Raw genomic sequence first — 20,603 nt, forward strand, 5'->3', positions numbered from 1 at the left:
TACTTATGCTGCTGATGGAAAAAGTGGCCATGCTGACACGTCAAAACGAAACCTTTGCTTTAGCCATGATTATTGAATCAAAAGGCTCGACACCTAGTCATGTAGGAAAAATGATTGTCTATCGTGATGGTACGATTGAAGGAACGGTCGGAGGGGGCTTGGCTGAACACTATATTATCGAAGAGAGTGTAAAGGCGATTCAAAAGGGTCAATCAAAAATCGTTGAATACAAATTGAATAAACATGCAAAAGACGGAATTCAAATGAATTGTGGCGGAACGTTGCGGGTGTTTATTGAAGTCTATACAAGCAGGCCTGAACTCGTTCTGGCCGGTGCCGGTCATTTAGGCTATGCGTTGGCAAAGCTTGCTGATTTTCTTGAATATCCTTATTGCGTTGTCGATGATCGGATTGGTTACTGTACGAAGGAACGTTTTCCTAATGCGTCCAACCTTTTTGTGAATGAGGATATTGGAGAAGCAATGCTTGAAGCCAACCTCAATGAAAAATCTTACGTGGTGATTGTTACAAAAGATCGTGATGAAATTGCATTAAAAATGGCACTGCAATTTCCGATTGCATATGTTGGGATGGTCGCCAGCAAGCGAAAGGTCATCAACATATTTGAAAAATTAAAAAGTGAAGGAGTCACACAAGAACAGTTGGAGCAGGTTCATTCTCCAATCGGGTTGGGAATTGGCTCAGAAACAACTGAAGAAATTGCAATCAGTATTATCGGGGAAATCATCAAACTAAGCAGGGAAAAGAAGCCTATAAAAGTGAAACAATTAAACAGATAAGTAAAAAGAAGAAACAGTGGGGAAAAACACTAGCAAATGTTGATATATCAATGTTTGTGAGTGTTTTTTTGTTTGGAGAAATGAACATCTTACTATCCTTTTTATAGCTTAACAAGGAAGTGACAGGTTCCATAGAATGATTTTGTCATAAAAAAACTTACAAAAACAAGATTTTGAACTCCAACAAAAGTTAAGATTACTTCAAGAAAATGGATTGACACTATACATGAAAGAAGATTACCTTGAAAATGAAATTAAGAGAAATAAAGAAATTGGAATGGAACAATACAAAATAGAAAGAAAAGAAAAAGAGATTACAATCCCTGTATGGAAAAGAGGAGGAGGAGCAACAATCGATCGACCACTGGAAAAGGTGGTATCATAAATGGCGCATTACGGTATTTTTAATAATTTAGTAGAAGAGGTAATTCAATTTTCGTAGTTATAACTATTTATTTTAAACAAGATAGTGGATTTAAAATTTGACGTATAAGGAACAACATACTCAGTCGCTTGCTTTAGAAGCTATTCAACATCATAATCGCGTAAATGCCGTGTGTCCTGGATATGTAGTTACTGCAATGAGAAAAGCTGCCATTATGGCAGTTGCTCAACGAAACGATTTAAGTTATTAAAGACAGCTTGAAAAAAATAAAGACTGAGCTTCCATCTGGTGAAATTATAAAACCTATCGAAGTGGCTAACACGGTTGCATTTTTACTAACTAATGTAGGGGAATCCATAAAAATTTCAGGTGGTGCAGTTTTATAAATAAAATTTTCTATTAAAATGGAGGGATTAATATGACGACACTACAAGGCAATAAGTTGGTAGAATCCATTTTCACTAAAATAGATGAATCCTTTAAGGAGCTCCAAAGTTGGAGAAGATACTTGCATCAACATCCAGAGTTATCTTTTGAAGAAGTAAATACTGCAAAGTTTATCGAAGAAAAATTGATAAACTTTGGACTTGATGTGCAGTCAAAAATAGGTGGAAACGGTATCATTGGGGTTCTAAAGGGAGCACAACAAGGAAAAACAATCGCTTTACGGGCAGATTTTGATGCCCTGCCAATCGATGATGAGAAAGATGTTCCGTATAAATCACTAAATAAGGGTGTCATGCATGCGTGCGGACATGATGGTCACACTTCTGCTTTATTAGGTACAGCAAAGATATTGAGCAAATACAGGGACTATATAAAAGGTACAATTATCTTTGTTTTTCAGCATGCAGAGGAAAAGCCTCCTGGTGGCGCAAAATTTATGATTGAGGAAAAGATTTTGAACGGAGTAGACTATGTATTCGGTGCCCATCTTGCCTCGAATATTCCATTAGGAAAAGTAGCTTATGGAGAAGGGTATAGGATGGCAGCTGTAGATAAATTTGAAATTATTGTGGAAGGAAAAGGTGGACATGGAGGATCTCCACATCAGGCTATCGATGCACTTGTAATTGGAACGAATATCGTTAATTCTCTTCAACAAATTGTTAGTCGGAAAATTGACCCATTGAAATCTGCTGTTGTTACTATTGGCATTTTTCAAGCTGGTACTGCATTTAATGTGATACCTGATACTGCTAGAATTGAAGGTACTGTCCGTACATTTGATGAAAATGTTCGAAAGCAGGTGGAGGAAGAGATTCATTCCATTGTAAAGGGAATTACTAGCTCCTTTCATGCAACATATAAAATAGATTATCTTAATGGCTACCCTGCATTGTTTAATCATAAAAAAGAAACGGAAACTGTAAGCGAACTTTTATCAGAAGTGTTTACTAAGGAAGGGGTTATCGTTATGGAACCTTCCATGGGGGCTGAGGACTTTGCTTATTTTCTAAAAGAAAAACCAGGTACTTATTTCAAAGTGGGTTCGAGAAATGACAATAAAAGTACTCATTTCCCACTTCATCATCCTAAATTTGATTTTGATGAGCATGCTTTATTGAATATTGAAAAGTCGTTTGTGAAAATCGTTTCACACTATCTTTTTTAAAAATCATTAAAAAGAATATTACCGAAGTTGTCACTCTAATGGGGAGTTCTGAAAAACATCGTAATAAAGTTTAAAAATCATATTTGCCTCACTAGATTAATAGAGTTTTCAAAAGAGTTACAGGCCCGCAACAAGTCATTTGGATGCTGTGATCATCCACAGGACCATGAACTTCCTTCCAAGTACAAGTACGGAGATCATTTCCAAATCACAGAAGGTGATAGGCCAAAATCAATCATTGATAAGTACATTATTAAAGAAGAGAGTAAATAGTAAAAAAAATTTTCATTAAAAAACTTGAATGGCTTAAGCCTTTCAAGTTTTTATGAATACAAATATACATTAACTTAGACCATAATTGCCAAGTTTACTAGTACCTTCATGGTATTTGATAATTGGTTATAGAATGTGAAAAGTTACACTTAACGAAAGGCATTGATAGAAAAAGGGTTAATGCTCAAAAAACCCCACAATATGTGGGGATTTACCAAGTATAAGCACTTTCACATGTATTAGCCTGTGGCTCATAATAACAATGTTGTTTATATTGTCCTGCAATTGGCTGGTTGTACCAAGTTGGCGGGCATGGAGCATACGGGTTAAAATACCATAGAGCATACTTTGAAGGATGTTCTCTCCAATAGTCTAACGTTTGTTTGGCTAATCTTTTTTCTTCGCTTCTTGCTCTTTGATAAAACACATTGCCTTTTTGTACGGCTTCAAAAGAAAAATTTCCTCCCTGCACTTGAAAAATCACGTGAGGTATTGTCCTTAAATCTTTAAAATCTAAACAATTAGCCTTTAGTCGATTGACAATGACATTACCAACCATAAGCATCCCTTGTTTCCCTTCACCTTCTGCTTCTGCCCTCATCATCCTCGCCATTAAAGCAACGTCACTGTCCGTATATTTTACCCTTGGCATTTTTATCACCTCTAAAAGAATTGTATGATAAAGAATGATAAAAAAGTCGGCTAATCGCTGCAAAATAAACAGCATCTACTTTTATCAAATTGTCAACTTTATAGGGCTTTTAGTTCACTAGTAAGAACATAGGTCTTTTGTCATGTATCTCCCACGTTCAGGTAAGTGTGTGGGTTTTATCTTTTCCTTGTTTTGTTAGGGGATTTTTATGTGGTAAATGAAGTGTAAATTTGTAGTTATAGCCCATTGTATTATAAAATTCCAAGAGTGTGTATCCATTTTTATAGTACAATAAATGATACAATATCCTATGTTTTATTATTTTACGATTCTTTTATAATAATGAAACAGTAATATAAATCGATAGGTGTGGTTAAAATGCGGAGACTGAAAGGAATAGTCATTATTACTAGTTTGCTAGTAGTATGCTTTAGCCTGTACTTATTTCTTTTCAATTCTAATCCTAAACAAACAAAACAGATAGCTGTAGAAACTTCGAATATAACTGTAACGACAGATGAAGCGATAATGGATGAAGAGAATGCTTCTGAAGATACAGGCCCTGAGAAAGTGGAACAGGTCGAGGATGATTCTAGTGATATGGCAGGTAAAGAAGAGGAAGAAGTTGTAGATGGCGAGAATCGTAAAAGCAGTACACTAACAGAAGATATCGGGGGAAAGGTTAGGGAAGCAGTAGAAGGTGTAATCAAATTATTCAATAAAGATTTACAGGTCGTGGCAATAGGTGATTCCCTTACTCAAGGTGTAGGAGATGAAACAAAAAGCAGCGGTTATGTCGGGATCTTAAATAACACATTTGAAGAGAATAATATAAATATCACGATTGAAAACTATGGAAAAAGAGGAAACCGTACAGACCAATTATTAAAACGCCTGGAAAAGGAAGAGATTGCAGAATCAATTCAACATGCTGATATTGTTTTCATCACAATCGGAGCAAACGACATGATGAAAATTGTCAAAAACAGTTTTACTAACCTTCATTTAGAGCTTTTTAATGAAGAAAAAATAGAGTATCTTGAGAGATTAACCGCTATTTTTCATAAGATCAATGAAATAAATCCAGATACAAAAATTTATTTAATTGGTTTTTATAATCCATTCGAACGTTATTTTGGCGATATTGAAGAATTACAAATGATTGTGAACGATTGGAATGAATCAAGTAAATCCGTTACAGAGGAATTTGAGAATGTAAACTATATCCCAACCGCTGATCTATTTAGTGATTCCGACATTGAGCTATTAGCTGATGATCATTTCCATCCAAACACGAGCGGATATAAACTCATGGCAGAGCGTATCTTAGAGAACATGGAAGAAGTTAGTGTCGAACAAGAGGGTATTACTGAGGATGTTGAATAAAATTCTCTTATTTTTGGAAAATGTTTCATATTCTGTTCTCTTTATAGATTGGTGTTTTCAAACATTTTTTAGACGAAAAATAACCCACCCTTGAACCTAGCACGGCGATAGGGTGGGGGTTATTGCCAACATCGCTGATCCCCTTTGAAGGGCAACCTAGCTATTGTATGAATGTTGGTGTTCTAGCACCGAACAGTCTTTTTTACATCCCTTCAAGATGTTGAATGGTAGGTTGATCAAAGCCCATAACGCTTTTTCTTACGGAAAAGAGTTGTTAAATCCATGCCAAGCATCTCAGCACATTTTTTTAAAGGTTTATAATGTGATATATAATAGGATAGAACTTTTTTTTCATGTTCCTCAACCATTTCTTTTAAAGTGCACCCAGTGGTATTTTGGAAATCATCATTATTTACAGTGTTAATTTCGTCTCGTTGTTTATTCCGTAAATACGATGGAAGTAATGAGTCATCAATTTCCTCATCATCTGAAATAATAACAAGCCTTTCCACTAAATTTTTCAACTCGCGAATATTTCCATGCCAACGATATTCTAATAACAAATCAATCAGAGTGGGCGAGAATGTCTTTTTCATCCTATGTTTTTCGTTAAAAAATGTAAGAAAATGCATTAAAAGGACGAATATATCCTCCGGCCGCTCACGGAGGGGAGGGATATTAAGAGATAATACATTGATTCTAAAAAAGAGATCTTCCCGAAAACGTTTTTCTTTTAGCATCTCTTGTAAATTAGCATTGGTGGCAGCAATGACTTTCACATTGATTGGTATCGATTTTGTACTTCCTACTCGATGAATTTTCATATCTTGGAGAACCCCTAATAATTTGACCTGCAGAGAATAAGGCATGTCTCCAATTTCATCTAAAAAGATTGTCCCATTATTTGCTACTTCGAATAGCCCAGCTTTTCCATGACGATTAGCACCGGTAAAAGCACCGGCTTCATATCCAAATAATTCTGATTCAAGGAGATGTTCGGGAATAGCACCGCAGTTTACTTTAACAAAAGGTCCTTTCTTATTTCGATCACTTACAGAATGAATGTAATTCGCAAGTACATCCTTACCAACCCCGGATTCACCAAGAATGAGGATAGGGGTATCAACAGCAGCAAACTTATTTGCAAGCGAAACAATCTTTTCCATCACAGGACTTCGATAAATAATCTGATTACCATCTACGTTAGAAAGCTGCACTTCATGCAATGTTTGTCGATAACTTTTAGTTAGAGCGGTCGTTTCGTCTAAATCACGTTTCAATTTATTCAGTTCCGTAATATCTCTGACATTATTTATAACAAAATGCAAGTTGTTTTCGTTATCAAAAACCGGAGTTGAAGTGATTAAAGCTTCTATACCAGTAGGATACTTAACAATCGTATTGATCGTCTTTTTCTGTTTAATAACATCTATTGCTGCAGCATTTTTTAGCCAACCTTTTTCAACAAGCTCATAGCTCGTATAATTCGTTAACTGGTATGGTGTTAAGCCGGATATTCGCAAGAACGCTTTATTATACCAGAGGGTATTGCCTTGCGGGTCTGTTACAGTGATTCCGTCATATAGACTATCTATTAAATTACTAAGTAATATTTGGGATTCAATGGGATCTTCAATGATTTTATCTCTATTCATCTTCTACCTCCTGCTCCTCGGCTTATTTACCTAAAAATGAATAAATATTAGAGCTATAGAATCCAAACAAAATAACGCTAAGAATTTGTAAATTTCGTTTCCAAAAAACAGTCATAACAAAATGAAACAGTTACTAATTTTAAATAATCCTTTTCTAACTGTAGTTGGCAGATAGACCCCAATAATTCGGATTTCGCAGATATAATTCGGATTTCGCTGATATATCTTGAATTTCGCTGATATATCTTGAATTTCGCTGATATATCTCGGATTTCGCTGATATATCATGGATTTCGCTGATATATCTTGAATTTCCCTGATATATCTTGGAATTCGCTGTATATCTCGGATTTCACTGTATGTACGATGAATAGAACAGCTTGTTCTATTTATTGCTTCCCATCCGCTCTCAATCAGGTTGCTTGAATGCAGAGGTTTTCTTTCATCGCTTTGAACTTTTTTGTCAGCGCTTTCATGTTTCCTTATCCATATACGGTTTGTAAAGCGATAAGAAGAAACCAAATTTTATGCTGTAATGTTGTTAAAAGCTGTGAATGTTTACGCAGGAAATCAACATGTGGCAATAATGCTAGTTTTATCCCATTCTTAACGGGCAGTAAGACTCCCACTTCAAGATTCGAGAGAAACAAAGAAGATTAGCGGGAGATAACTGCCCGTAAAGATCCGACGAGCGATTGACTTCCGAGTCAGGCGAAGCCACACGATGTGGCGTATTGTGCGTGATAAGTTTCGCTAACCATCAGTGGGGGATGAAGAAAATCCCCACTGATGGAAGTCTCACTTTATAGTAATTCTACGATTGCAAATATGATAATGTCTTTGCTTCATTATATATCTTTTAACTAGTTGTTGTCATCGCCAACTAGTAGAAATGAAAAGATAGTGAAATTAATGATTTTCCTCATGAATGCAGCTCGGAAGGTTGCGAACAAGTAAAAAGATCAAGGAAAGTTAGAAAAAACGAAACTTAAAAAGGAGGAGAATCTTAAGGAGTACCATAAAACAGGAAAATATGTTCTGGTTATGGCGTTTATGCAATAGCAATCTTGCAATTATCATAGCACTTACGATAGTTTTGTTACCTGCTTCATCAATAAAGAAGATGAAGCATGCCTTCAGTTATCACATTAATCATGTTGGCATGAAATTTGCTAATTAGTTAAGTGTTGAAAGTCAGAATCTAGTATTGATGCAGTGCACAGGAGTAAGCATGGCATCTTTATTAGTATAGTATCCTATGCTTCTAGGTATCTCATTAAGTAAAGAGGCAAGTCATTAAAAGATGAGGAGGGCTTGTTATTGGATATGAAAGAAGTAAAGGTTATGGACAAACTTGAAAATCAATCTCTTTATGATGAAGAAAACGGTATGATCTTCGGGACGTTAACGACAGGGACTGATTTAATGGAAGGTATTATCCGTGAATATGAAAAATACAACGTAACATCCGGAATCGTAACCTGCATCGGCTCTGTATCAGAGGCAACATTTGTTAATCCAGAAGTTGATCCGAATGGAAAAGTAATCTACAGTGACCCCATTATTGTGAAAGGGCCTCTAGAAGTCTTAAATGGGACGGGATTTCTCTGCGTAAATGAGGAAGCCAAAACGGATTGTCACATGCATGCCTCGTATGTAAATACTCAAGGGATTGTTTCCGGAGGGCATATCGTCTCTGGTAAAAATCCTGTGCTTGTTATGATTGAATTTGCTATTCAGGTTGGAAAGGGTATCCGGGCAGTTCGTGAGTTCAAACCAGAACTTGGTTTCCAAACGATCCAATTTAGAAGAGGTGAATGAAAAGATGGAGACATTAGGTAAAGTATACCTCAAGTCATTTGATAAATTTAGTCAGCATCCTTCCTTATATGATGGGAAAAGGACTTATACCTTTGCACAATTAAAGGAGCGTTCATTACGTTTAGCAAATGCTTTACTCTCTCGTGGATTAATGAAAGGAGATCGTGTCGCGATTCTCATGTCCAATAGACTGGAACATATCGAATTGGATGTAGCCATTGCTCTTGCGGGACTTATTAAAGTACCTCTCAATTACAGGCTTCATTTCAAAGAGCATGAATACGCTCTAGAAAACTCAGGAGCAAAAATACTCATTGCAGAAGACCATTTAGTCGGGTCGATACAAAGCAGCATTCCGATGATACGAGTGGGAGAAGAGTATGAAGCTTGGATGACATCATTTCCCGACAGAGTACCAAAGGTTGAGATTCATGAAGATGATGTCTATGCGATCATGTATACATCAGGAACAACCGGAAGACCGAAGGGAGCTATGCTAACTCATCGGAATATCCTTTCTTCTTCTTTAACTTTGATCATTGCTTGTGATATGACACAAGAGGACATTGTCGGACATGTCGCTCCACTGACACATGGAAGTAACTTTCTTGCTCACAGTGCTTTATTTCTCGGTAGTAAGCAAGTCATTTTTAATAAGTTTGAACCAGAATATTTTCTTGAGGCCATTGAAAAGGAAAGGATTACGACGGTTTTCTTAGTGCCAACTATGGTGAATCTCATGATTCATGAAGAAAGCTTTTCAAAAAGGGATCTTAGTTCTTTAAAAACGATCAACATGGCTGGGGCACCGATGGCAGCTAAAAAAATTAAATTGGCTATAGATTTATTAGGTCCGAAAATTGTAGAAACGTTTGGTCAGGTCGAAGCTCCGATGACGATTACCGTCATGCCGAGACACGAACTGGGTAAAAGACTAACTTCTTGCGGAGCCACGGGCCCCTTTGTGGACATGAAAATTGTCAATGAAACGGGTGAAGAAGTCCAAGTGGGAGAAATTGGTGAAATTATTTGCAAAGGATCCCTGGTCATGAAGGGATATTGGAATAATCTCGAAGCTACAGCAGAAACCCTTAGGGATGGCTGGTTACACACTGGAGATCTAGGTTGGGTTGACGCAGAAGGGTATCTTCATATCGTGGATCGGAAGAAAGATGTCATCATCAGTGGAGGGGCCAATACGTACCCTCGTGAAGTAGAAGAGGTATTGAATCTTCACCCTTCTGTGAAAGAAACATGTGTATTCGGCATTCCAGATGAGAAGTGGGGAGAGTCCATTTGTGCACATGTGGTCCTCCGTGAAGGTCATATGGTAACGGAACAGGAACTGATCGACCTGTGCAAAAGTCATTTAGCCAGTTTCAAAAAACCAAAGCAACTTCATATTGTCGAGAGTCTTCCGAAAAGTCCTTACGGAAAAATCTTACGCAAAGAAATACGGGAATCATATAGGAGGAGTATGGTATGAGAAATGTCTCTGTCATAGGAACGGGCATGACCAAATTTGGAAAGCATGAAGCTTCTGTGAAATCCCTTGCTTTAGCCGCTTGCAGGGAGGCCCTGCTGGAAGCAGGAAGTCCTAAGGTGGATGCGATTTATGTAGGGAATTTTTTAGGCGGACTATTATCGGGACAAGAAATTATCGGGTCAATCTTAGCAAAAGAATTAGGGTTGGGACCAATCCCGGCTACGAAAATGGAAGGAGCTTGTGCTTCAGGAGGTATTGCGTTTCGTCACGCGTATCATATGATCGCATCCGGTGTACATGAGACCGTATTGGTCGTAGGTGTGGAGAAAATGACCCAAGCACCGACGAACGTGGTGACTCAAGCAATTAATTCAGCAATGGATAATGATTCAAATGAAGGGATATCTGGACTTACCTTTCCAGGATTTTTTGGAGTCGTTGCCAACAGGTATATGTACGAATATGGAGCTGGTGAAGAACATTTGGCCATGGTCTCCCTTAAAAATCGAGAATACGCGATGAATAACCCAAAAGCGCAGTTCAGAAAAGAAACTAGCCTTGAAGAAATCATGCATGCTCGTCCAATTACTGCACCCCTTGGACTATTCCATTGCTCACCGATTACGGATGGAGCAGCCGCTGTGGTGATAACCTCGAGAGATGAAGGAGTAAAGGTGATTTCCTCAAGTCAAGCTTCTGGACCGCCGCTCATGCAAGATATTCCTGACCTGCTAAGCATTGGGGCAATTCAGGAATCTGCACGCCAAGCCTATAGTCAGGCAGGGGTGGGCCCGAACGATATTGATGTCGCTGAACTCCATGATTGTTTTGCGATGACCGAAATCCTAGCGATTGAAGACTTAGGTTTCTTTGAAAAGGGAACAGGCTGGAAAGCGATTGAAAGCGGTTTAACGAAGCAGGGTGGGAAGGTTCCTATCAACACCAGTGGAGGGTTAATCTCACGTGGACATCCGATAGGAGCCACCGGTATAGCTCAAATCGTTCAAATTGTGAATCAACTTCAAGGAAGAGCGGTCAACCAAGTTGAAGGAGCTAGAATTGGGTTGGCGCAAAACCTTGGGGGAACTGGAGCTTATTCGACGGTCCATATTTTTGAAGGAAAGGGGCTGTAATAATGGATATGACCTTATTATCTTGTGAAGGCTGCATGAAAGACTTTATTTCACCGCAGTACATGTGTCCCCATTGTTATAGTGAGGAACTAGTAGAAACAAAGGTAAGCGGCAGAGGCCGGATTTATTCTTATACAACAATATATGCTGCACCAGAAAGGTTAGCTGCGGAGGCTCCTTATCATGTTATTTTAGTAGACCTGGATGAGGGTCTACGCGTGACAGCCCGCCTTGTTGAGGGGGAACCTTGCATTAATCAGGAGGTTAAGCTTTGTAAAAAAGAAGATTCAATCTATTGGTTCGAACAAATAAATAATTAAATCTCTTAAGGAGGAAATGAAGATGTTTCAAAAACTTAGAAATAAAGTATCTATTGTAACTGGAAGCGCACGTGGAATCGGTGCAGCTGCAGCCATCGCATTAGCGAAAGAGGGTTCTCATATTGTGCTTGTTGATCTATTAGACTGCAAACATACGAAACAACAAATTAATGAAGTAAACCCTGAAGTTGAAGTGTTATCTTTCAGTATCGACATCAGAGAAAGAGAACAAGTTGTTAATGTAGTAAATCAAACGGTTGAACATTTTAAACGTGTGGATGTTGTGGTGAACAATGCTGGTACTTGTTCCCGTCTAGATTTAGAGCACATGACGGATGAGATGTGGTTCAGAGATATTGATACCAACCTTAGGGGTACATTTCTTTTTTGCCAGGCAGCCATTTATCCCCATATGAAAAAACAAGGATTTGGGAAATTGATCAATATTAGCTCGATTTCAGGGATTATGGGTGGTCCTTTATCCGGTAATAAAGGAGAGAATGGTGACGATGGTCGTTCTGGTCCAGCATATGCTGCATCAAAAGGTGGTGTTATTGCCATGACGAAATGGATTGCCAAAGAAGTTGGCGAGCTCGGAATTAATTGTAATAGCATTGCACCAGGACCGATAGAAACTGCGATTACTCAAGGAATGAATTATCAATTAAACCAAGCGATAAAAAGAATGGGCAATCCAGAAGACATAGCTGATGCAGTTGTGTATTTAGCTTCTGCAGATTATGTAACAGGTGAAGTGATAAAGGTATGTGGAGGGGCAGCTATAGGCTAATTCAAAAGAGGTAATGAAATGAAATTTTACCGGCAAAATTGTAAAATATTATTTTACTTATTTGATAGATACTAGCAAGGGAAGTGATGGTAAAAGTTTAATAGGAAGTTGTATATCATTGTGTAGTTTTGTGCAGTTCGATTTTCCTTAGATCAACTTATAAGCTAGGACGGCACCTGATTAGTATATATTTACAGAATTTTCTTTTGTTAAAGGGTCGGAGTTGAAATTACAATACCCAAGTCAATGTAAACAAAACCATCACGTAAAAAGGGGGGATGATTTTGAACAGCAATCGAAAAATTGCCCTCATTACGGGGGCAGCGAGGGGATTAGGATTACAAATTGCAAAGGAACTGGGAGTAAACGATTATGAAGTGGTTTTATTGGACCGGAGGGAGGAACTCTTAGCTCAGTCCGTAGGAAAGTTGAAAGATCTTAGAATTAATGCATATGGACTGGGGTGTGATTTGTCAAACATCGATGAGATTTCAAGTGTAGTCGATGATGTGGTTCATTCAATAGGCTCACCTCATGTATTAGTTAATAATGCAGGGGTCAATCAAGTTAAGCCTCTCCAAGATGTTACTTCGGAAGACTGGGATTTCGTTATGGATATTAATCTGAAAGCTTCTTTTTTTCTCATGCAAGCGGTCGTTCCCTTCATGTCCAAGGGGAGCTCCATTATTAATATTTCATCCATTGCGGCAAACAGTCCGAGACCTTTATCGGTCGCTTATGCGGCTTCTAAAGCAGGGTTGATCAGTATGACAAAAACAGCGGCAGTCGCTTTTGCAGACAAAGGCATTAGGGTAAACGCGATCTGTCCTGGTGCGATGGAGACACACCTGCTGGGAGAAATGTCGGAATCAATGGGAGATATTTCGGGCGTTCAACCCAAGCAGGCACTAATGGATTATGTCGGACATATCCCTTTAGGAAGAATCGGATTTCCTCAGGAAGTTGCACAGTCTGTCGTTTTTTTAGCATCTCCTGCATCAAGCTATATCACGGGGCAGTCGATAAATATATGTGGAGGATTAACATTGAAATAATCGATCATGATCTACTTGTCATTGCTTATGACTCTTAAACATTTGATATCTATTTCTGGTACACTATTGCAATTTATATCTACGGAATAATTGTATTCAGGAATGTTTAAATTTTTAGTTAAATTTAAATTCACGTGGTTCTACTGTCCTTTAGTAGATAGATCCATTTATAGACCCTATTATCTATTTCTTAATTTTACTTGGTATTTTTTATAGTAATATTGCCATATTCTGCAAAAATACAATGGCAATATTGCAAAAGTGAGAGGAAATATTTAAATGTTAGTAGAAAGTTATAGATTGTATCACATGTAATAACCGAGATGTGGCATTAGTTTATTGAAACACTGCTTATTGGTATGGAACTTGCAAAAGTATTTAATAAGGATAAGGATAAGGATAAGGAAAAGGGGGGACACAGAACAATAGTCATTTACATAAAGAGGGAAATAGAAAATCCGTTGGTTAGACGATATGAAAAACATCATTGAATAACGAACAGGTAACGGAGCTTCCTGTGCTTATACACATACTCCAAAGTGCAGTGTTTGTCATTTTCCTCCCTAAAAAATGAAACCGCTAACAAAAAAGGATTGATATTGCTGTTAATCATGCGGGTACCTGCGGCCGGGTGGATTTAACGAACAGCCCAGATGATATCTTGATCCTGGATTTAGGCACCAATTTACGAGGCACCTTTATATTCACCCGGTTAGTCATCCATCCCATTTTAAAGGATAGCAATGAAACAATCGTATCGTATACCTACTACTCTAGCGAAACGAGGATATTTAGTTTAGGTAATGAACTTCCTGGATGGAAGAAGAACTGAATTAGCATTCTTCAATTTTAGTAATAACAAAGTTAAATCTAAAAAGGGGGTAGGGAGTATGAAATTAAAAAAGGTGGCACTTCTCATTATGAGCGCTTTCCTTTTGTTGCTAACAGCGGGATGCGGTACAGTAAGCACTGGTGCTGCAAAAGAAAAAGGCAACTATAATTTGAAATTATCCATTACAACTTCTGAATCTTCTACGTGGTATATGGGTGCAAAACTTTTTGCAGATGAGGTAGAAGAAAAAACGGAAGGGCGGATTAAAGTAAAAATATACCCGAATGAACAACTTTCAGCTGGTGATCCAGGGAAGGGCGTGGAAATGTTAATGAAGGGCTCTACTGACATCAGTTTCCATTCTCCAATTATTTATTCGGTTTTTGAAAAGCGGTTAGGAGTCGTTACGGCACCGTTCCTATTCAAAAAATTAGAAGAAGCTGACAGAGCGATGAATGGGGAAGGCGGAGAAGCGTTAAAAGAGATTCTAAAGGAAAATGAAATCCAACTTCTGGGTTTTGGGGAAAGCGGTTTCAGACAAGTGACGAATAATGTCCACCCAATTAAAGAACCTGAGGATTTACAAAATCTAAAAATACGCATACCAGGTATTAAAATGTATACAGATTTGTGGAGAAACCTTGGAGCTGATCCGACCGCCATGTCATTTTCAGAAGTGTTTACTGCCTTGCAGCAAGGAACCATTGATGGGCAGGAAAATCCAATTGATGTGATTAAATCCTCAAAACTTGAAGAAGTCCAAAAATATTTAAGCATGTGGAATTACTCCTATGACCCGCTTATATTTGGGATGAATAAAGAAAAATTCGACAGCATGCATCCGGAAGATCAAAAGATCCTTCTAGATGCAGGAAAAAAAGCAACCAAATTCCAAATTGAAAAGGCACGTGAAACAGAACAAAAACAAATTGAAGAACTAAAGGCTGCCGGAATGGAACTCTACTATCCTAATGATGAAGAAATCGAAGCGTTCAGAAATGCTTCGGAAAGCATCTATCAAAAATACGAACCCGTTTGGGGCAGTGAATTACTAGATAAATTTCAGCAGAGTTCAGAGGGGAGATAAGCTGTGATGTCAAAGATCTTAAGCCGTATTGAAAATGTGCTGCTGGCTGTTACGATGCTTGTGATGTGTGTTATCACATTCGCGAATGTCATGTCACGCTATTTTTTCCATTATCCTTTATCTTTTACTGAAGAAATCACTGTGAACCTTTTTGTACTCCTATCTTTTCTAGGTGCAGCTGTAGGGTTAAGGATGAACGCGCATCTTGGTTTTTCTCTTTTATTTGAAAAATCCGGGTTGTTATTAAAAAAAATCCTCATCGTATTTTCAACATCGGTTATTTCAATTGTATTCTTCCTACTGGTTTATTATGGGTTTGATATGATGATGTTTCAAATGGACAGGAACTTGACAACTCCAGTATTAGGCTGGGAGCAATGGATTTTCTCCATGACACTCCCAATTGGAGGCCTGTTCTGTCTTTATCGTGCTATTGAATCTGGCATCACCGGATGGAAATCATTAAAGGAAGAGGAGGAAACGCGCGCATGACAGCTATATTGTTATTTGGTCTATTTGCCATATTGGTTTTATTGCAGGTGCCGATTGCCATTTCTTTAGCTGCTTCTTCTCTAGTCGTGTTATTTCTCAATTGGGGTCCTTCAAGCTTTACACTATTGCCAGATATTTTATATGCCAGTGTCTCAAAATTCACACTGCTATCCATACCATTTTTTATTCTTGCGGGTGTGATTATGGAATATGCAGGGATTTCAAAAAGGTTAATCAATTTTGCCTATGCATGTGTCGGCCATTATAAAAGTGGCATGATTTTTGTAACGGTTTTAACAGCAATATTCTTTGCGGCCATTTCAGGATCAGGACCAGCAACGGTTGCTGCAATTGGGGGCATTTTAATTCCTGCCCTGGTGAAAAACGGAATGAAAAAAGAGTCAGCTAGTGCTTTGTTAGCTAGTTCAGGAGCTATTGGCATCGTGATTCCACCAAGTATTGCCATGATTGTCTTTGCTATTGTAGCAGGTGGGCAATTGAACATTTCAATTGAAAGGCTATTTTTAGCTGGTGTTATTCCAGGAATACTGCTTGGAGTCGGCTTTATTGTTGCAGCAATATATGTAAGGAATAAGGATGTCTCGGTCATTACAGCAAAAGAACAAGAGAACATGAGTACGAAATTTGGAATTGTCGCTGGAGCATCAGATTTAGAAAAGACAAAAGATATCGCGCGTGCATTTAAAGATGCCATTTGGGGCTTGTTAATGCCAGTCATCATATTAGGCGGAATTTATGGAGGTGTTTTTACACCGACAGAAGCAGCAGTTGTTGCAGTCTTTTACGGCTTCTTTGTAGGAGTTTTTATTTACAAAGATCTGAAGCTAAACACGATTTATAAGATATTGTACGAAGCAGGTGCACAGACAGCGGTCATTATGCTCATCGTTAGCTCGGCGTCGCTCTTTGCATATATTATTACAACAGAGCAAATTGCCCAATCCATGGCAGATTCAATGCTGGCTCTAAGCTCTAATCCAATTGTTATTTTGTTGCTTATCAATTTAATCTTACTTATTGCAGGTGCTTTTATAGACGCTGTTTCAGCCTTTTATATCTTCGTACCGATTTTAACTCCAATCATTCTATCTTTGAATGTGGATCCGACCGTATTTGGTGTTTTTATGACTGTAAACTTAGCGATTGGGCTCTTTACACCGCCTGTAGGTGTTAATCTTTATGTTGCTAGCGGAATCGGCAGGGTGAAACTATATCAGATATCCAAAAGCACGCTTCCTTTTCTTATATCAGCCATTATCGTTTTGCTGTTAATTACATTTATTCCTAGTATTTCTACATACCTTCCTAATTTGTTAGGTGTGAAGTAAATAAACAGAAAAAAGGCGTTGGCTTACACCTTATATACAACATTTAAAAGGTATTATCTGATTCAGACAGTACTGTAAACAGAGATTCATTGTATAAGGAAAGGGAGCATTCTTGATAGAGCCAAGTATAAATGTATATCGATAAATAGAAGAAAGGAAGTAGCTGCAAAATGACAGCTACTCCTTTTCTAAATAATTGAAGCGATGTTTCCAATCCCAATACTAAGCAAAAACTAAGAATCTATATATCTAAATGGCTGTTATATTTGTTTCCTTACAGAAACATCCATAATTTTTTCCGGTTTACTTGTCATCTTCTGAGCATTTATTAAATAGATCTAAATCAATAAAAGTCACACGATTAACAGGAGGGCTTATGCAAACCACTGGAATGAAAAAAGACAGTAAAATTAGTCCTGTCATGAAAAAACAGCTCCAATCGATCGTAGGTGAAAAGTGGTATCTTGATAGTCCAAATGATTTGTATACGTATTCCTATGATGCTACACCTATTTTTCAATCGATGCCAGATGCGGTTGTGATGCCGGGAACGACCAAAGAAGTTTCAGAAGTGTTAAAAATTGCAAATGAACATCAAATTCCGATTATACCCAGGGGATCCGGAACGAACTTAGCGGCAAGCACGATTCCTGTTCATGGTGGAATTGTGTTGAATATGACGCGCTTTAATCAAATAATTGAAATCGATCAAAAAAATTTAACAGCTACAATTGGTCCTGGTGTAGTTACCGCAGACCTTCATAATGCAGTAGAAGCAGCGGGTTTATTTTACCCGCCAGATCCGGGAAGCATGCGAATTTCTACGGTTGGCGGAAATATGGCACAGTGTGCAGGAGGCATGCGCGGTCTTAAATATGGGGTAACGAAAGATTATATTATGGGGCTTGAATATGTGCTGCCTTCAGGAGCGGTCTTGCGGTCAGGCGGGAAAAATGTGAAAGATGTAGCAGGATATGACATGACGAGACTTTTGGTTGGTTCTGAAGGAACTCTTGCTGTTATTACCGAGATTACCTTAAAACTCCTGCCTCTTCCGGAAACCAAACGAACATTAGTCGCTTACTTTACGAAACTAGTAGACGCAGCAAAAACGGTCGAAAAGGTCATTTCGTCTAAAATTATTCCAGCCACAATGGAATTTATGGATCAAGGGACCATGAAGGTCGTGGACGACTTTGCTAAACTGGGTTTACCACTGGAAATGAAAGCGATGCTCTTGGTTGAACAGGATGGGCCAGAGGAATTGGTAACCCGTGATATTGAGAGAATTGCTGAGATTGCAAAACAAGAAGGGGCCTCCATTGTTCAAGTATCAAAAACGATGGAAGATGGTGCCAGGTTACTTGCTGCTAGGAGGGCGGCTCTCTCTGCCCTATCTCGCTTAAGACCGACCACAATTTTGGAAGACGCAACCGTTCCCCGCTCCCGACTGGCAGAGATTGTCGAAGAGGTAGAACGCATCGCTGAAAAATATCAAGTCCAGATTTGTACCTTTGGCCATGCAGGGGATGGAAATTTACACCCTACCTGTATGACCGACGAACGTGACAAAGAGGAAATACACCGAGTGGAACTAGCCTTTGAGGAAATCTTTCATACTGCCATACGACTTGGAGGGACGATTACAGGAGAGCATGGAGTTGGTCTTGCCAAGATGAATTATTTGCATTTGAAAGTCGGAGAAGGCGGCATTGAACTGATGCGACAGATCAAAGAAGCTTTTGACCCTAACAATATCATGAATCCCGGTAAGATCTTTGCCAATAGTGAACGTCGCAGGCTGGTGGTGAAAAAATGAGTGCAAATGCCAAAGCCACTGAGGCGAAGCCCTGTGAATCGATGAAATTAACCAAAACGGGCGAAGGGGTGCTGCGTAAATTCGATATGGATGAAATCATGAACTGTATGCATTGCGGATTTTGCTTACCTGCCTGCCCGACTTTTCGTCAAACAGGACTAGAATCCTATGGTCCACGCGGACGTATTGCCTTGATGAAAGGAGTAGCCAACGAGAAACTGTCAATTGATCATGAATTCGAGAAAAATATGTTTGCCTGTTTAGGTTGTCGAGCCTGCGAAACGGCCTGTCCCGCAGGTGTCGCGTACGGAAGCTTAATCGAAACGGCTCGTGTAGTCATAGAGGAAAATAAAAAGAGTCAAGCCAAGCCACCGTTGGCTCGCAAAATCGCATTTGAACACCTGTTTCCCCATCCGAAACGGATGGAATGGATGGGGACTGTATTATGGGCTGCCCAGGCAGCAGGCCTTCAAAACTTAGCGAGCAAAACCGGGTTAATCAAGGTTCTTCCCCGTCCGTTGGCTGAAATGCAAGAAGCGGTGGAAACAGTTGCTTCTCCCAAAGAAAGAAAGAAGCGGCAGCTAAAAATGAACGCCGAAAAGGAAAAACTCTTTACCGTTGGACTTTTCACCGGATGCGTGATGGATGTCATGTTCTATGAAACCAATCAGGCAACCGCCCGATTGTTAACAAAGGCAGGATGTGATGTAGTCTTTGTTGAAAATCAATCCTGTTGCGGTGCTCTGCATGCTCACTCAGGTGAAATGAATGGGGCGAAGGGACTGGCCAAACGAAATATTGAAGCGTTTGAGAAAGCGAATGTGGATTTTGTTGTCAATAATGCGGGTGGCTGTGGAGCTGCTTTAAAGGAGTACCACCATTGGTTCCATGATGAACCGGAATGGAAGGAGCGCGCCATGGCTTTTGTAGAAAAAATGCGCGATGCTAATGAATTACTCGCAGAATTGCCTCCTCTTTCATTTACCAAACCAATGAATGTTCGTATCACCTATCAGGACTCCTGCCATTTGGCTCACGGACAAGGCATTCGAAATCAGCCGCGTGAGCTCATTCGTAGTATTCCCGGAGCCCAATATGTTGAATTGCATCAGGCAGATAGCTGCTGTGGTTCTGCGGGAATCTACAATATGACCAATTATGATATGTCTATGCAGATATTGGACGATAAGATGGAAGATGTAAAGAAAACAAAGGCTCACCTAATTGTTACATCTAATCCAGGTTGTTTGCTTCAAATGAAGCAAGGAATCATCCGCACGGGTATGCAAGATAAAATAGAAGCAATCCATATCATGGATTTATTAGCCAGAGCACTTTAGAATTAGGGAATAGGAGAGGGCCTCAGGATACATGCTTTAGATGCCTTTTTATATTGCTACTAGATTAATGAAAAGAAATAACTAAATCAGTAGAAGATTTCAATAGAATTATGAACGAAAGAAGCTGAGCAGAAAATTTGATAATCCTCAGTTTGTCGATAAAGGGGTTCGGAATGGTCTCATTCCGAACCTCTTAGGCTATGAAAAACAAGCAAGGTACATACAAATTTGCGACAATAACTTCAGCAAGGAAAGTATGTTTTGTTCTTTATATAGAAACAGCAAAGAAAAGCTAAAGGATAGATGTACTGCT

General features: G+C 38.8%; 18 protein-coding genes. 16 read left to right on the forward strand and 2 right to left on the reverse strand.

Annotation, left to right across the window (positions count from 1 at the left end):
- The first annotated feature begins 5 nt into the window (after positions 1 to 5).
- The 4 genes from GMB29_RS10020 to GMB29_RS10035 all read left to right on the forward strand — a co-directional run bounded on the left by GMB29_RS10020 (position 6) and on the right by GMB29_RS10035 (position 2,800).
- Complete coding sequence (locus tag GMB29_RS10020) at positions 6 to 800, forward strand: XdhC family protein (protein WP_136357484.1); 795 nt, start codon at positions 6 to 8, stop codon at positions 798 to 800.
- 226 nt (positions 801 to 1,026) lie between these two features.
- Positions 1,027 to 1,185 carry a hypothetical protein gene (locus GMB29_RS27345; protein WP_227551652.1) on the forward strand — a complete coding sequence of 53 codons (159 nt, stop codon included), beginning with the start codon at positions 1,027 to 1,029 and terminating at the stop codon, positions 1,183 to 1,185.
- A 97-nt stretch (positions 1,186 to 1,282) separates the two neighbouring features.
- Positions 1,283 to 1,435: a hypothetical protein gene (locus tag GMB29_RS10030; protein ID WP_155443868.1), complete on the forward strand. Its 153-nt coding sequence runs from the start codon at positions 1,283 to 1,285 to the stop codon at positions 1,433 to 1,435.
- A gap of 192 nt (positions 1,436 to 1,627) precedes the next feature.
- Positions 1,628 to 2,800: a M20 metallopeptidase family protein gene (locus tag GMB29_RS10035; RefSeq protein WP_406600345.1), complete on the forward strand. Its 1,173-nt coding sequence runs from the start codon at positions 1,628 to 1,630 to the stop codon at positions 2,798 to 2,800.
- Between the two features lie 484 nt (positions 2,801 to 3,284).
- Here GMB29_RS10035 and GMB29_RS10040 read toward each other — a convergent pair whose 3' ends face one another.
- Complete coding sequence (locus GMB29_RS10040; protein ID WP_136357487.1) at positions 3,285 to 3,725, reverse strand: cell wall hydrolase; 441 nt, start codon at positions 3,723 to 3,725, stop codon at positions 3,285 to 3,287.
- Between the two features lie 378 nt (positions 3,726 to 4,103).
- Between GMB29_RS10040 and GMB29_RS10045 the strand changes: the two genes are divergently transcribed.
- Positions 4,104 to 5,111, forward strand: a complete 1,008-nt coding sequence (locus tag GMB29_RS10045) for an SGNH/GDSL hydrolase family protein (protein ID WP_136357489.1) — start codon at positions 4,104 to 4,106, stop codon at positions 5,109 to 5,111.
- Positions 5,112 to 5,347: 236 nt separating this feature from the next.
- Here the strand turns inward: GMB29_RS10045 and GMB29_RS10050 are convergent, their stop codons facing one another.
- Entirely contained in the window at positions 5,348 to 6,766 is a 1,419-nt protein-coding gene (locus GMB29_RS10050) for a sigma-54 interaction domain-containing protein (protein WP_136357491.1), read from the reverse strand.
- Positions 6,767 to 8,092: 1,326 nt separating this feature from the next.
- On the opposite strand from GMB29_RS10050, the gene GMB29_RS10055 reads away from it, so the two are divergent.
- From GMB29_RS10055 to GMB29_RS10105, 11 genes are all read left to right on the forward strand, one after another.
- Positions 8,093 to 8,587 carry a PPC domain-containing DNA-binding protein gene (locus GMB29_RS10055; RefSeq protein WP_227551732.1) on the forward strand — a complete coding sequence of 165 codons (495 nt, stop codon included), beginning with the start codon at positions 8,093 to 8,095 and terminating at the stop codon, positions 8,585 to 8,587.
- A 4-nt stretch (positions 8,588 to 8,591) separates the two neighbouring features.
- Entirely contained in the window at positions 8,592 to 10,073 is a 1,482-nt protein-coding gene (locus GMB29_RS10060; RefSeq protein ID WP_136357495.1) for a class I adenylate-forming enzyme family protein, read from the forward strand.
- A complete protein-coding gene (locus tag GMB29_RS10065; RefSeq protein WP_136357497.1) occupies positions 10,070 to 11,206 on the forward strand; it encodes a thiolase domain-containing protein in 1,137 nt (378 codons plus the stop codon). The genes GMB29_RS10060 and GMB29_RS10065 overlap by 4 nt, the downstream gene beginning before the upstream one ends.
- Positions 11,207 to 11,208: 2 nt before the next feature.
- Positions 11,209 to 11,526 carry a Zn-ribbon domain-containing OB-fold protein gene (locus GMB29_RS10070; protein ID WP_136357499.1) on the forward strand — a complete coding sequence of 106 codons (318 nt, stop codon included), beginning with the start codon at positions 11,209 to 11,211 and terminating at the stop codon, positions 11,524 to 11,526.
- Positions 11,527 to 11,548: 22 nt separating this feature from the next.
- Entirely contained in the window at positions 11,549 to 12,316 is a 768-nt protein-coding gene (locus GMB29_RS10075) for an SDR family oxidoreductase (protein WP_211091273.1), read from the forward strand.
- Positions 12,317 to 12,600: 284 nt separating this feature from the next.
- Positions 12,601 to 13,371: an SDR family NAD(P)-dependent oxidoreductase gene (locus GMB29_RS10080; RefSeq protein ID WP_168733943.1), complete on the forward strand. Its 771-nt coding sequence runs from the start codon at positions 12,601 to 12,603 to the stop codon at positions 13,369 to 13,371.
- An 890-nt stretch (positions 13,372 to 14,261) separates the two neighbouring features.
- Positions 14,262 to 15,290: a DctP family TRAP transporter solute-binding subunit gene (locus GMB29_RS10085; protein ID WP_136357506.1), complete on the forward strand. Its 1,029-nt coding sequence runs from the start codon at positions 14,262 to 14,264 to the stop codon at positions 15,288 to 15,290.
- A 6-nt stretch (positions 15,291 to 15,296) separates the two neighbouring features.
- A complete protein-coding gene (locus GMB29_RS10090; RefSeq protein ID WP_136357508.1) occupies positions 15,297 to 15,782 on the forward strand; it encodes a TRAP transporter small permease in 486 nt (161 codons plus the stop codon).
- Positions 15,779 to 17,131, forward strand: coding sequence for a TRAP transporter large permease (locus tag GMB29_RS10095; RefSeq protein ID WP_136357510.1), 1,353 nt, complete (start codon positions 15,779 to 15,781; stop codon positions 17,129 to 17,131). Before GMB29_RS10090 ends, GMB29_RS10095 begins: the two co-directional genes overlap by 4 nt.
- A 376-nt stretch (positions 17,132 to 17,507) precedes the next feature.
- Positions 17,508 to 18,950 carry an FAD-binding oxidoreductase gene (locus GMB29_RS10100; protein ID WP_227551654.1) on the forward strand — a complete coding sequence of 481 codons (1,443 nt, stop codon included), beginning with the start codon at positions 17,508 to 17,510 and terminating at the stop codon, positions 18,948 to 18,950.
- 41 nt (positions 18,951 to 18,991) lie between these two features.
- The gene (locus GMB29_RS10105) at positions 18,992 to 20,290 is read left to right on the forward strand and encodes a (Fe-S)-binding protein (RefSeq protein ID WP_136357570.1); all 1,299 of its coding nucleotides are present in this window, start codon (positions 18,992 to 18,994) and stop codon (positions 20,288 to 20,290) included.
- The last annotated feature ends 313 nt before the right edge of the window (positions 20,291 to 20,603 follow it).

The organism is Metabacillus sediminilitoris (assembly GCF_009720625.1).
GTDB classification, from domain to species: Bacteria; Bacillota; Bacilli; order Bacillales; family Bacillaceae; genus Metabacillus; species Metabacillus sediminilitoris.